The sequence below is a fragment of the Pseudomonas sp. 1L-B-1-E-C1 genome (assembly GCF_057291835.1).
Genome location: NZ_JBXAWN010000001.1, coordinates 516159 through 530204 on the forward strand (window position 1 = coordinate 516159; position 14046 = coordinate 530204).

Sequence of the window (14046 nt, forward strand, 5' to 3'; positions counted from 1 at the left end):
GACTCTCCTTAGGAGCCTATATATTTTGGGAGATATTGGTGAATTTCAAAAAAATCACGGTGAATGGCTGGCATGCCTTGGGAAAGATAGATATCGATCTGTCCCGCCGGGTCACTATTCTCACTGGTGCAAATGGAAGTGGTAAGACCTCCTTGCTCCGTATTCTAGCAATGCATGCTCAATGGGGAGGCAGTGACTTTGGAGTTCCCGGGGATAAAGTGGAGAGCGATGCGGAGCCAATTGCTTACAAAACTATAGGTCAGATTGAATATTCCAGTGGTGAAGAAACCACCGTGCTTGTTGGTGGGAAAACCATACGTAAGCATCTAGCTTTGGGAAGTGCTCAAGTTGTTGATAGTTTGTTTGTATCCTCGCATCGCCCGCCACTAAGATATGAGTCGCTATCAAAAGGTATTGATTGGAGCGTGGACTCGCACCCAAAAACTGCTTTGGATCTTTCGAGAGAAGGTCAAAAATCTGCTCTAGAAGGTACGGTGACAAACTTTTGCGGTTCAATAAAGAGGACTCTGTTTGCATGGCTTGTTGCAGGGTATGGTATTAGGACTGCAGAGAAATATTTGCTCAAGCCCTCAAGTGAGCATGTTAAGTACTTCGAAGATTTTCAGGATATTCTACGTATTGCGATTCCCGAACAGTTCAAGTTTGAATCTATTGAGGTTGAAGCTGGTGCTGAGGTGGTTTTCGTTTGTAATGGTGGGCGTGACCGGTTTATTTTAGAGAGCGCGTCCAGTGGACTTGCTGCTGTTATAGAAATTTGTTGGATGCTGTATCTTCAGCAGTTGAACGTAAAAGAAGGTGAGGATTTTACCGCGATAATTGATGAGGTTGAAAATCATCTCCATCCGAGTATACAAAGATCAATTTTGCCCTGTTTGGTCAAGGCCTTCTCACGTGCTCGCTTTGTCGTCAGTACTCATAGTCCTCTCGTTGTTTCCTCGGTTAGTAGTGCTAATGTATATGCGTTGCGTTTTGATAGCGAATCTCGTGTTAATTCAGAATTGCTTGATTTCAAAGAGAAAGCACGAACTGCAGCGCAGATACTCAATGAGGTTTTAGGAGTGTCGGTAACCCTGCCGATATGGGTGGAAGAGCAGCTGTCTAGTATTATAAAAGATTATAGTCAGCGTCCTGTTACTGAAAGCATTTTTTCAGACCTGCGCGAAGAGTTAAGGCTCCGAGGGTTGGAGGATTTTGTGCCTCAGGCTATTTCGGATGTGGTGAAGCTGAAATGATTAGAATTTCTCGCCCTGTATGTCCTCACCCCGTTGCGCTAGTGAACTTTAATTATAAACATCCATCGAATAAGCAGGCATTGTTATGTAGCTCGCATGGTAAATGTATGTACTGCGAGAGTAAAATTTTGGCAGTTGACTATGGTGACGTTGAACATATTCTACCTAAGGCAGAAGGAAGGTTTCCTCATCTTGAGTTCGAGTGGGAGAATTTGGGGGTCGCTTGTGGGAGATGTAATAACTCAAAATCGGATCGCTACAATGCAGAGCTCCCTTATGTTAATCCATATGAAGAGGATCCTGCAGAGTATCTAGTTGCTGAGTATAATTTAATATTTGCCTTTCGGGGTTGCGAGAGGGGTGTGGTGACAATTAACGATATTGAGTTGAATCGGGTCGAACTTATCGAGCGCCGGAAAACTCACGTTGATCGAATTCGAGATACAGTCACAGCTGTTTTTTCTCGACAAGATCCAAACTTGCGCAGATTGGCCCTTGCGGAGTTAGCAAAAGAAGGTAGCCCAGATAAAGAATACTCTTTTTTCGTTAAGTCTTTGCTGCGACAGCACCGAATCATTGAAGCGTGATGTCTGCGCTAACTCCGGCGATTATCTCCCCTTCTTTGGGCCGGTCGTTCCCACCGAATACCACGGTTGAAAAACGACCGCTAGTGATCGGCAAAATAACTTTATGTCAAGATAGTTGCGTAGATGGTTGGTCTGAGTATTTTCATCATCAAATTCTCATCAGTTCTGCTGAGCTAGTTCGCTCCCCTTAAGTAGTGTTGGGGGAGCGTGCGCGGCATATATCAAATGCTGCTCTGTATACCTAGGGCTGTGATGTTACTCGTATTTTTCTACTTGGTGTTTTTCAGATCCTTCGGGGTCGTTCAAGTGCTTTATAAGCTCTTCAAGGATGATAAGGTCGCAGTGCCTTGCTCCAGTTTCTAGGTCTTGAAGAACATGCGTTACGCCATGATATTGGCGTTGCGATGCATTGTCTGAAATTAGTAGCGATGTTATTGCGTATTTTTCTAGATATAGATCGCCTGTTTCCCACGCAATACACAAGTCCACATCTTTTATATTTTTATCGTTGCTTTCGAAGTCCTCAATCAACCCGTCCAGGCTGAACTTGTACTCGAGGATCATTGGGGCGGTAATCATGCCGAATAGGCCATCTACGGTTTCTTGTGAAACTCCCAAAGGATTTTTTTCTTCATCGTATACATATAACGCTTTTTTTAGATCAAAGCCTATTTTAAATAAGCCATCATAAGTGAAGCGCTCATTGGTAGACATGATGCGCAGCCCTCGGATTACACCGCCTGCGATTAATTGATGAAATAAGGCGATAACATCTTGCTCACGGGTTGGGTTGGATGTAATGGAAACCCGCTCGACCGGTAAGAAGAAGTGTTTATTAGTGAGTTCTAAAGGTTTTGCTGCTTCATGCCCTAGCATGTCATTTTTCCAGTCGTTAATCTTCATCCCACGAAGAAGATCTGGAGACACGCCTGTGTTAGGTTTCATTAGGCCGTAATATTTAGATAAATGATTTTCCATTAGCTTCTGACTTACGCTCTTGGCGAAGTCAGACAGTTCTCTGTGAAATCCTTTGCGTCCCAGGTCGGGTGTATAGTTGTCGAAGTGAATTAAAAAGTGAACTTGGTTTTGTCTGCCTGTGTAACGCTTTAATGGGACGATTAGGGTTTCGCCTTGCGGCATGTTATTTGCTGCTAGTTGTATGCCGGTGTTTAGGACTTTGTAGCCGCTTCTAAGCCCTAACGAGTCGTTAAATTGCTGCCATATTTTTGCAGTTGATCCAAATTCTACAGAAACAGAAGGTGAGTAAGTTGTGAGTACGTTGATTTCTTCTTCGTCCAATCTACCTTTGAGTATTTCGCCAAGCTCTGAGGCTGTCCATGTGTCATGCATGAAGTCAAGATTTCTGAATTTGTCTTTTAGCTTTCTATTTGCGCCAAATTTGGCAAATGTTTTATCGGCCTCATCAGCGATGTCTCGAAGTGCAGCGCTTTTACCTGAAGTGTTATGTAGCCAAAGGTAGCCGGTTCCTTTTGTTTCATGGATTGTAGTTACATTGTTTGATTTTACTGTGATGGTTGTGATAACTGTACTATCTGGTTTGACAGATCCAAGACCGGTTTTTATTGAAAGTATTTTATGCCATTGTTCAGCTGTGTCGGTTTTGATCCAATTCAATTTTTTCGGATGTGTAGTGTCATCAAAACGGACATTTATTGAAACGCCTCTCTCAAAAGTCGCGAACTCTGGATCTGAATCGGCTGCTCCTATCGGCTCTACTTTAGGGTTCGCTCCAGAAGAAACACTTTTTATCCAGTTTCGAGCATTTACGATTCTGCCGGATGCTTCGAAGTCAGGAACTTTGGTGGATATGCGCATAAAGTTAAATCCGTAGGCTACATATGTGGCCCCAACACCTTTGTGCCCCCTGGTTTTCCCCGACTTGAATGAGAAGTTCGGCGCCAAAAATTGCTGAAATTTTTCTTTGTCCAAGCCTATCCCGTTGTCAGAAACGGTTAACGTATTTTCGTCTAAGTCGATAATTATGTTTATCTTAGGCGTGTATGAGGCGATGGAACCTGAAGAGGTTTCGAGAGATGTTCTGGCCTCAACCGCGTCGAGTGAGTTTTGTATCAGCTCACAGAAAGGATCGTACCAGCCGACATATGAGCTCAGAATGTTTTCAATTTCTCGCTTGAGCGCCCCCAGGGCAGCCTCGTTCACAGCAGTGTTTTTAAATTCAAGAGGGTCAAATGATTTAAAAGTCATAGAGATCTATCCATAGTTATCGACAATCACCGCACTGGCAAGTGACCTGCTGGTGCCTATTTATAAGCGAATTCTCAGTTTTTTTCGCTGAAAATGTCCTCTTTCTGCCAGAGCTTGTAACGACGAGGGCTCCGTTTGGATGAGCCAGGTACGGTGGCCTCGTTCCATTTGACCAAACTGAGAAGTTGAACTGTTTCCGGAGCAGGCACGGATAGAGCGGATCGCTGGGGAGGCTGGAATCACGGCGAGCCAAGGCTCAAGCGGCGCCAGCAGGAATTGATCGCCGGCTCGCGGCATTCACGCTTGTGCTTGCGCGAAACGAGGACAGGGTAAAACGTTCCGCAACGGCAATGCGAAGCGATGAAAAACGTGGCCTGCAGACCGTTTAAAATCAGTAGCTTGCGGAACACGTTGTGTGCTAACCTATTGTTCTACTTAGCTTTATAGTGTGGATTGCAAATCCACCTACGCCGGTTCGATTCCGACCTCGGCCTCCACTATTGAAAACCCCGTAGATCAATGATCTACGGGGTTTTTTGTTGCCTTCGAAAAAGTGGGGTACTGCGCAGCGTTCGGATAGGGTTAATCAGTCAGGCACGATCCGGTTTTGATATGGCTGGCACCTTCCACTGTCAGATTCGAGAAAAAGATGCAGCCGATCAGCCGTGCGAACAGCGTCAGTGTTTCGGCAAGATCGGGGTTGTCAAATAAAACAGACCTGGAATCCAGAGCACATAGCGCGCCCCACAGTCGCCCATCCGGCAGGAAAACCGGCGCCCCTGCATAACTTTCGATCGAATATTGCTTCACGACAGGACGTGACGAGAGTCTGCCGTCCTGGCTGATTTGTGGAAGGAAGAGGGCTTGAGGATCTCTGCGGAATTCACTGCAAAGCGTGGTTTCCAGATCCAGCGTATCGCCGACGTTTATCCCGAGTTCGATCGGGTCGTACGCCGAGCAGACGATCCACTCGGTTTCTGTAAATTTTGCGATTCCAGCGAAGCGTGTGCCGGTCAAACGGGTGACGAGCTGAAGAATATTGGTCGTCGCTTCGATCTCGGCGATCGCCGAGCGCTCCTCGTGGCTCAAAGACGCTTTGAGAACGGTGTCACTCATTTGCATAGGGTCAAATCTCCTGGTTGCTGTTACATCCCTGAGCTGGGCTCTGGCGACGTGTTGTGGAAGTCAGCGCGTTTGTGGCGGGGTCGTGGTGAAAAGGGGCAGGCTGGTTACGACCAATCGCTGATTCCGGCGTCAACGTTTAGCGTAGACACCTCGGCGAGTTATGGGTTGCTTCTTCATAATCGCCAGCGCAGAAAAATCTCTGGTCCGTAAGGCGATCGTAGAGCTAACCTTCTGATCTTATTGAGTCCTGGCTTGGTTTTCGCGCTAGATACCTCGTTTTTTCTGCGACTTCGGCTCTACTTCAAGCAAGCTCCGTAGCTCAATGATTTAAAAGGTTTTCTGGTTCTCGGTGGTCGGCAAGATTTAGTCTTCAAATAGCCCACTGCGAACTTGCTTCACCGGGACGTGATGTATATATTCCCCGCTCGGCTTTTCAAGCGGCCATCCTGTCAGGATCGCAACCGCCAAGCTGAGCAAAGCAATACCGCGCTACCGCCCGAATGGCGAAACTGGTAGACGCATGGGACTTAAAATCCCCCGCTCGTAAGGGCGTGCCGGTTCGATTCCGGCTTCGGGCACCATCTTTCAACAAAGGCCTGCTAGCGAAAGCTACGCAGGCCTTTGTTCGTTTCCGCATTGCTGATTTTGCTTTTGCCATGTCGATGACTGGGCGATGCTCGAAATCCGGAACCACCAGCCCTCCGCCGATGCCGAAATAGCATCGACAACGAGGGCTGAGCCATGACTGACGAAAAACCTGAAGTGCCGGAAGAAGTACCCGATCAACCGACCCCTGCGCATTCCACTGAAGAAGAGCGCGAGCGCTTGAAGGACTTTAATAAGGACGGCATCCCGCCGGGCAGTTGCTGATCAACTGTCGCCGCGCTGCGTCACCAATTCCCCGCTGATCGCATCCATCATGGCCGGATGCTCTTCAGCGGCCACGCGCAAATCTTCGGTGACCCGCAACTCCGCACCCGTCGGCGAAAAAGTCGCTGCCGCTGCGAAGGGGGCAGGGTTGGCCGGAACCGGGCGTTTGCCGCGGCGCCAGAAGAAAAAACTGACCATGCACAGGTTGACCACTGCGAATACCCAGAACAGGCCGCTCGCGCCGAACGAGTTCATCACCGGCGAGATCATCATCGGGCTGATGGCCGAGCCCAGTGAGTTGATCAGCAGCAAGCCCTGAATCATCGGCACCAGCGCTTCGGCGGGGGCGCGGTCGGCGGCGTGGCTGACGGCGACCGGGTACAGCGCGAATACGCCGCCACCGAGCAGAAACAGCATCGCTGCGAGCATGGTCGAGGACAGCGGCATCAGCACGATCACCAGCGATAACGCGGTGCACGCCACCGCCAGCAGGGTCAGCACTTGCAAGCGATCCGTGCGGTCGGACCAGCGGCCGACCGGGTACTGCAGCAGCATCGCGCCGAGAATCGTCCAGGCCATCATACTGCCGACTTCACCGACATCCAGACCGCTGCGTTGCAGATACAGCGGCAACAAGGTGTAGATCGCTGCGATGGTCACCCCCGAGCCGAAACAGCCAACCAGCCCGGTCGGTGTCACGCCCAGCAGTTGCCGGGGCTTGAGCGGCTCGACCTGATCGAGCAGCGGCGACACCCGTGGCAGGATCACGATCGGCAGCACCGACAATGCAGCGAGCATGCCGGCGACCATGAACGGCGCGCTGTCGCTCATGCCGGTGATGGTTCCCAGCGTGGCCTGTCCGAGAACGCCGGCGCCATAGAGGACGATCATGTACAGCGCGAGCAAGCGTCCGCGAATCTTCTCGTCACCCGCCAGCAGCAGCCAGCTTTCGATCACCAGAAACACACCGACCGTGGCCCAGCCGTTGATCAGGCGCAGGACGAGCCAGCCCCAAGTGTCATAGAACAAGCCTTGCATCAGGATCGTCACGGCGATCAGCGAGGCGAAGCTGCCGTAGGCGCGAATGTGGCCGATGCGAAGGATCAGCCGGTCATTGAACACCGCGCCCAGCGTCAGGCCCATGAAGTAGGCCGATGAAACGATCCCGATCATGGTCGCCGAGGCACCGGCGGCGTCCAGGCGAAGGGTGGTCAGGGAGGAAAGAAAACCGTTGCCCAGAGCAATAATGAACAGCCCGAGCAGGGGCGCCAGCGCCATGGCCAGCAAACGCGGAGACATAAAAACCTCAAGAAATCGAACAGCGCAACGTGCGCCTCTGCGCATGCGGTTGCCAGGCTGGAACAGGTGTTGGGCAAGTGTCTGCCGGTCGGGCAGGGTTGGGGTGTCTGACGACATGGCCGGCCCTGCAATTCGCGTCTGCGACAAGACAGCCGTATGCAGGAGCGCGCGGGATTCTAAGGCTTGTGCAGGATTTGCCAATAGCTGAAGGCTGCGACGTTAGGACGCAGGCCTCAGAGACTGTCGATCCGCCCCAATGGTCGTCGCATCAAGCCTTGAGAAACCTCGCGGCGCAACTGACGAACAGCAACAGCAAAACCACGCCACCCAGCGCGAAGACCAGCGAACTGAAATGGGCGAGCATGCCGATGAACGCCGGCCCCATCAGAATCCCCGCGTAGCCCATGGAAATGATCGCCGGAATGGCCGTGCGCTGCGGCATGCGCTGTTGCCGACCGGCGGCGCTGAACAATACCGGGACGATGTTCGAGCATCCGGCGCCGACCAGCGCGTAGCCCAGCAATGACGCCGGCCAGCCATCGAACACCAGTGAAACCAGCATGCCGACTGCCGCGCAGATGCCGCCCAGCGTCACCACGCGGATGCCGCCCAGTCGGCTGACAATCGCGTCTCCGGTCAGCCGTCCGAGGGTCATTGCCGCGGCGAAACAGGCGTAGCCCAAACCTGCGTAGCTCGCTGGCATATCGCGCTGTGAAGCCAGAAACACCGCGCTCCAATCGAGCATTGCGCCTTCGGTGAGGAACACGATGAAGCAGAGGATCCCCAGCAGCAGGACGATTCCGCGCGGAATCGCGAAGATCGGACCGTCGCGTTCGGTGCCATAAGGCAACAGGTTTGGCGCAGCCTTGTACAGCGAGGCAACGATGATCGCCACCAGGCACAACACCGCCAACAGCGGATCGAGCCCGAGGCTGAGCATCGCCGTCATCGCCCCGGCACCGGCGATCCCGCCCACGCTGTAGAGCCCGTGAAAACCGGATTGCAGGGTTTCGCCGCTGTTCTTTTCGACGATGATCGACTGGATATTGATCGCGCAATCGAGCATGCCCATGCTCGCGCCGAACAACAGTACGGTGAGCGCCAGCCCGGGCAACCACGCCAGATGGCTCAACATCGGCAGCACCACACACAAGATCAGGGTCGACGCGATGATCACCGGGCGGCAGCCAAATCGCGCGGTCAGGTAACCGGCGAACGGCATGGCCACGATCGAGCCGATGCCAAAGCCCAGCAACAACAGGCCCAGACCACCTTCGTCCAGCCCGGTGCGAGCCTTCACCAGCGGAACCAGCGGCGCCCACGCCGACATGACGATGCCGGTGATCAGGAAGACGATCCGCGTGGACGCGCGTTCGCCGTAGTTTTCGCGAATCGCCAGGGATGATGTGCAACCGCTCATGGACTGATGCGCCAATCAACCAACCGACTTCAACGAAATCGGCCCTTTCAGCCGATCCATCATCGTCGCGCAATACCAGTCATCGAACTGACAGACGCCGGTCTCGGCGGTTTCCGAATACGGGCCCGGCTCGTAGGACGGCGAGGTCACCCCGCGCTGGGTGCCTTCGACCAGCGTGCGGTCCTGATCGTTGGTGGCGATCCACACTTTGGTCAGGCGCTCGATGTCGTAATCCACGCCTTCCACCGCCGTGTCGGGCACCAGCCATTTGGTGGTGACCAGTGTTTCGGTAGCGCTGATCGGCAGGACGCGGAAACTCAGCGCGTGGTCGCCGAGGAAGTGGTTCCAGGTCGACGGGTAGTGGAAGTACAGCAGCGCGCCGATGTCGGCTTCGGAGGTTTTGTCGAGTCGACCATTGACCGCTGGTTTGCCGTCCATGGTGTAGCTGACGGCGCCGGATGAAAGCGGGATGCGGGTCATGCGGAACTGGCCATTGATGTCCATTACCAGACGGCTGGGCATTCCGGCCTTTTCGCACTTGGCCCAATACGCCGACAGCTCGGGATCATCTTCACCGCTGATGCCGCCCACCGAAAGATTATCGACAAACGAATGCAACAACTCTGGATGAGAACCGTCGCAGTGGTAGCACTCGCGATTGTTTTCGAAAACCAGTTTCCAATTGCCTTTCTCGACGATGTTCGACTCGAACGCGACTTTGCAGTTCTCGAGGTAGTGCGGCGCGATGAAAGGGCTGACGGCTTTGCGAAAACCGTCGAAGTCCGGCGCCTTGGCGGCAACGCAGACATAAATGTAGGTGTCGACGATTTCGCAGTGCACGCTTTTCAGGTTGTATTGCGACTTGTCGAAGTCCTGGCCCATGTTGCCAGCGAACAACAGGTTGCCATCCAGCTCGTAAGTCCACTTGTGATACGGGCAGACCATCTTCGCCACTTTGCCATGGTCGGCCTCACAGATTTTCGCGCCACGGTGCCGGCAGGCGTTGTGGAAAGCCCTGACCTCACCGTCCTTGCCGCGAACGACAGCAACCGGGTAATCACCAATCTGCAGGGTGAAGTACTGCCCCGGTTTGGTGATTTCGAAGGTGTGGCCGGCGAAGATCCAGTCCTTGTGCCAGATCTGCTCAAGATCCTGACGGTAAACGTCCTCATTGCGGTAGAGCGCGCCCGGCAGCGAATGCCACGGCTTGCGTTGTGCGATCAGGTCATAAACGCTTTGTTTGTTGTGCATTGTTAGCCTCCCAGGACTTCGATCTTGAGCGGTCACCTTTAACCGTGACTTTTTAAATCAGCGAACGATAAGCCGCAGCCTATCGGGCGCAGGACAAACGCCACAACCGACATTTGCTGCGGGCAATTAATGATTTGCGGTTATCAATGGATGGCTCACGGTGACGACGGCAGCGCTTGAAAAACCGGTTCCAGGGCGGTGATCGCGCAGCGGGCCTGGGCGATGTCCCTGATGGCCGTTTTTACAGCGGTACTGCGCTCATGGCCGAGGCCCTGAGCGAACAGATCAAACTTTTGCTCAAGTTCTTCGACGCTCAAAGGCGTGTGCGGATCGCCGCGCGCAGCGGTGATCGGACTCACCAGCACTTGGCCATTCTTCAAGGTAATGCTCAGCCGCGAGAGGATTTCCTCTGGGAATCGGGCCGAGATATCGGCGGCTTCAACGATTTCGATGCGGGCGCTGAGGGCGCGAATATCCGGCGCAGAAATCGCCGAACCGGTGACTTCCTCAGGGCCGACCTTGCCTCTGACAATCAGCGCTGCCAGCGGAAATGCGAGGGCGTATTGCGCTTGATCAGCGTCCTTCGGCGAATGCCCCTGCAGGCACATCGATTCATAAAACGTCTCCACCCGAATGGTTTCGATCGAATCGGCCGCCAGCAGCGGATGTTGTCGTTGCAGCTCAAGCATCGCCGTCAGCGCCGGCTGCGCCCAGCGGCAGACCGGCCAGGGCTTGAAGTACTGGCTGTCGATTTCCCAACGCTGACCGAGGTCGCGCCAGTGTTCCGCGACTGTAAGGTCTTCAATGGTTTCCGCCGGCGCCCCGGTGATGCCTTCCATGGCCATGAACAGCGCGTTCAGACCGACGAATGCGCCCGCGCCGTGGGCATCACGCAGCATCGTCGGCGCCTGCACCACGCGCATCATCGGGCAGCGCGCGCTGAAGTATTCGGCAATGCCCAAGGCGTGGCGAAAGGTGGCCTCATCCAGATCCAACAATCGCGCCCCGGCGCAGACCACCCCCAGCGCGGAAAAGCCACCGGAAGCGTGATAGGTGGGCGAGGTCGCCATCAATGCCGAACCTGCGCGCAATGCGGTTTCGTAACCCATGCACAAAGCGCTCAGCAGCTCATGTCCAGTGATGGATCGGCCCTGATGATGCAGCGCATCGGCGAGCGCAAGCACGGCGGGTACCACGGTCGCCCCGGCGTGGCCCTTGGATTTGAAGTGACCTTCATGGGCATCGAGGCTGTCAGCGCTGAAGCCGCCGGCCCAGGCTGCGCCGAGCACATTGACGCGCTGCCCGGCAAAGATCATGCGACTGCTATAGAGGCCGGCCGGATAGTGCCGTTCGGCAAACCGGCGCATGGCGACAGTGGTGCCATTGCTCGCCGCGCCGGCCATGACACCGATGATATCCAGCAGACTGTTTTGCACGATGGCGCGGGTTTTTGGCGGAGCGTCGAGAAAATCAAAATCGCGAGAGAATTCGAAGAGTGACATGCAGCAAGCCCTTCCTGTGTGTTGAGCGCGACCGTGCGTGGTCGGCGCCGCTTAACAATGGGTCAGGCGAGGGAGCTGCTCCAGCGACATTTTCGTCGGGCTATTGATAACCAAAACGCCCGACGCTGGCGCCGCGCAGATCACCGGCGGGGAAACTTCGCCAGAATCCATTCGCGGAAACGCCGCAATTCATCTTCATTGTCGGAATTTTCGCGGCAGCTCAAGTAGTGCCAACTGTTGCGCAACTGCACCTGTTGCTCGATCGGTCGCACCAGCAGGCCCTGCTGCACCAGCGAGGTGACCAGATGATTCCAGCCCAGCGCGATGCCTTGGTGAGTCAGGACCATGCTGATCAGCAGGTTGTAGTCGTTGGCGTTGAAGATCTGCGGACTGTTGGTCGGGCGGTCGTCGATATCGATCGCCTGAAACGCCAGCCACACGCCCCAGTCGACATGTTCGGCGACTTGCGAGCGGCCGTAAGGGCTGAGGTTGAGCAACGCTGAATCGCGTACGCCCTCGATGGTGGAAATTTCCGGGTGCTGCTCCAGGTACTGCGGCGTGCACACCGGGTAGATCACGTCGTGGCACAGCGGATAGCTTCTATAGCCTTCGCGGATCCGCGAAATCTTGGTGATGAAGATGTCCGGCTGCACGCCGGGCTCCATGGTCAGGAAGTTCTGCGTGGTGATCAGATTGAGTTCGATGTCCGGGCACTGGGCGAAGAATTCCTGCAGATGATTCGACAGCCACAATGCGGAAAAGGCCGGTGAGCAGCAGACCGTGAGCACCTTCTTGCTCGACTGGCTGCTGCGGATACGTTCGGCGGCCTGGGCAATATTGACGAACGACAATTGCGCGGCATCGAAGAACACCGCGCCGGCGGCGGTCAGTTCGACTGCACGACCCACCCGGGTAAACAGTTGCGCGCCGAGATAGCTTTCCAGTTCACGGATCTGCCGGCTGATCGCTGCTTGCGAAACGCACAACGCCTCGGCGGCTCGGGTGAAACTTTCGTACTTGGCGGCCGCGACAAATGCCTTCACAGCCCGCAAGGACGGCATTTTCAACAGGATGGTGTCAGGGTCGACATGCTTGGTCATTCGTACACTCTCCTAACGATACAGCTCCCCAACGAAGCGCGAGGAGGGTAACGGAACGCTCTTCGCAGGGCCACGCCAGCGTCGCTTTGGGAATAGACCCGGTCGCTCACGGTGCGAAGCCGAAGGATCAGCCATGGCCGACCCTGCAACCGATAACCCGACGTTATCGAATTGTCCCTGTAAATGTAGTTGGATTAAGCGAGGCGATGCTAATAGATTTGCAACATCCCCTCTTTCCTGGGCACCCAAAAATAATAAAAGGAAACCCGTCGTGAAGACATTTATTGATTACCGCTGCCGTTCAAACATGGTTTCACTCAATTGCTCGTCGTTTACAGCGATCGAAGTGCGACACGAAGGAGGCATGGTATGACAAGTTCCGACGAGATCATCTGCGTAAAGAATGTTTTCAAAGTCTTCGGCAACCAGCCAGCACTGGCCATGAAGATGATTGAAGAGGGCGCCTCGAAAGCTGAAGTATTCAAAAAGACCGGTCAGGCCATTGGTGTATTCGACGCCAACCTTTCTGTTCGCCGAGGCGAAATCTTCGTGATCATGGGATTGTCCGGGTCCGGTAAATCGACCATGGTCCGCCTGTTCAACCGCTTGATCGAACCGACCTCCGGCAAGATCTTCCTTAATGGCAAGGAAATCACCGGTCTGGCCGACAAGGATCTGCTGCAAGTCCGCCGCAAGGACATGGGCATGGTCTTTCAGTCATTCGCCCTGATGCCGCACATGAGCGTGATCGACAACGTCAGTTTCGGTCTGGAAATCAGCGGCGTCAGCGAGAAAGAGCGCTACTGTCGGGCCATGGGCGCACTCGAGCAAGTCGGGCTTTCCGGCCAGGAACTGAGCTTTCCCCATCAACTTTCCGGCGGCATGCAGCAGCGCGTCGGCCTGGCCCGCGCCCTGGCCAACGACCCGGCGATTCTGCTGATGGACGAAGCGTTCTCTGCACTCGACCCGATGATCCGCAGCGAAATGCAGGGCGAGTTGATCAAGCTGCAGGCCGAGCAGGATCGCACGATCATTTTCATCTCCCACGATATCGAAGAAGCGGTGCGCATCGGCCATCGCATCGCGATCATGGAGGGCGGGCGCGTGGTGCAGATCGGCACGCCGCGTGAACTGCTGTGCAATCCGGTGAATAAATATGTGAGGGACTTCTTCAATGGTTTCGACACCAGTCGAATATTGAAGGCTGGCGATATCGCCCAGCAGGATTCCAATGTTGTTTATTTGCCAGGCAGCCAAGTAACCATCAAGGCTGAAGCCTCATTGCGCGACATCTTTCATATAGTTGCCGCGTCGGCAACTCCGATGCCGGTGGTGGATGAAGTTGGACTTTATAAAGGTTCGATTTCCCAGGGGCATTTACTGAGCTGCCTGAGTAACAGCTGAACTCCGAAT

General features: G+C 54.2%; 11 protein-coding genes and 1 tRNA gene. 5 read left to right on the top strand and 7 right to left on the bottom strand.

The features are described from left to right. Positions 1-38 precede the first annotated feature (38 nt). Both AC0Z4S_RS02210 and AC0Z4S_RS02215 read left to right on the top strand, forming a co-directional pair. The gene (locus AC0Z4S_RS02210) at positions 39-1253 is read left to right on the top strand and encodes an AAA family ATPase (protein WP_485621869.1); all 1215 of its coding nucleotides are present in this window, start codon (positions 39-41) and stop codon (positions 1251-1253) included. Positions 1254-1360: 107 nt separating this feature from the next. After that, positions 1361-1840, top strand: a complete 480-nt coding sequence (locus AC0Z4S_RS02215; RefSeq protein WP_485622100.1) for an HNH endonuclease — start codon at positions 1361-1363, stop codon at positions 1838-1840. Positions 1841-2095: 255 nt separating this feature from the next. Here AC0Z4S_RS02215 and AC0Z4S_RS02220 read toward each other — a convergent pair whose 3' ends face one another. Beyond that, positions 2096-4066 (bottom strand): hypothetical protein, encoded by a 1971-nt coding sequence (locus tag AC0Z4S_RS02220; RefSeq protein WP_485621870.1) that lies wholly within the window; start codon positions 4064-4066, stop codon positions 2096-2098. Between the two features lie 582 nt (positions 4067-4648). Beyond that, the gene (locus tag AC0Z4S_RS02225; RefSeq protein ID WP_429462341.1) at positions 4649-5182 is read right to left on the bottom strand and encodes a GAF domain-containing protein; all 534 of its coding nucleotides are present in this window, start codon (positions 5180-5182) and stop codon (positions 4649-4651) included. A 503-nt stretch (positions 5183-5685) separates the two neighbouring features. On the opposite strand from AC0Z4S_RS02225, the gene AC0Z4S_RS02230 reads away from it, so the two are divergent. Together AC0Z4S_RS02230 and AC0Z4S_RS02235 are read left to right on the top strand one after the other, a co-directional pair. Continuing rightward, a tRNA-Leu gene (locus AC0Z4S_RS02230) sits at positions 5686-5772 on the top strand. A 160-nt stretch (positions 5773-5932) separates the two neighbouring features. Continuing rightward, the gene (locus tag AC0Z4S_RS02235) at positions 5933-6061 is read left to right on the top strand and encodes a hypothetical protein (protein ID WP_301291667.1); all 129 of its coding nucleotides are present in this window, start codon (positions 5933-5935) and stop codon (positions 6059-6061) included. On the opposite strand, the gene AC0Z4S_RS02240 is transcribed toward AC0Z4S_RS02235, so the two are convergent. From AC0Z4S_RS02240 to AC0Z4S_RS02260, 5 genes are all read right to left on the bottom strand, one after another. Beyond that, positions 6062-7405 carry an MFS transporter gene (locus tag AC0Z4S_RS02240; RefSeq protein WP_485622101.1) on the bottom strand — a complete coding sequence of 448 codons (1344 nt, stop codon included), beginning with the start codon at positions 7403-7405 and terminating at the stop codon, positions 6062-6064. A gap of 223 nt (positions 7406-7628) precedes the next feature. Beyond that, positions 7629-8780, bottom strand: a complete 1152-nt coding sequence (locus AC0Z4S_RS02245) for an MFS transporter (RefSeq protein ID WP_485621871.1) — start codon at positions 8778-8780, stop codon at positions 7629-7631. Positions 8781-8795: 15 nt separating this feature from the next. Next, positions 8796-10031, bottom strand: a complete 1236-nt coding sequence (locus tag AC0Z4S_RS02250) for an aromatic ring-hydroxylating oxygenase subunit alpha (RefSeq protein ID WP_485621872.1) — start codon at positions 10029-10031, stop codon at positions 8796-8798. A 155-nt stretch (positions 10032-10186) separates the two neighbouring features. Continuing rightward, complete coding sequence (locus AC0Z4S_RS02255; RefSeq protein ID WP_485621873.1) at positions 10187-11533, bottom strand: MmgE/PrpD family protein; 1347 nt, start codon at positions 11531-11533, stop codon at positions 10187-10189. A gap of 140 nt (positions 11534-11673) precedes the next feature. Continuing rightward, positions 11674-12633: a LysR family transcriptional regulator gene (locus AC0Z4S_RS02260; protein WP_042610383.1), complete on the bottom strand. Its 960-nt coding sequence runs from the start codon at positions 12631-12633 to the stop codon at positions 11674-11676. A 369-nt stretch (positions 12634-13002) separates the two neighbouring features. Between AC0Z4S_RS02260 and AC0Z4S_RS02265 the strand changes: the two genes are divergently transcribed. Beyond that, positions 13003-14037, top strand: coding sequence for a quaternary amine ABC transporter ATP-binding protein (locus AC0Z4S_RS02265; RefSeq protein WP_485621874.1), 1035 nt, complete (start codon positions 13003-13005; stop codon positions 14035-14037). The last annotated feature ends 9 nt before the right edge of the window (positions 14038-14046 follow it).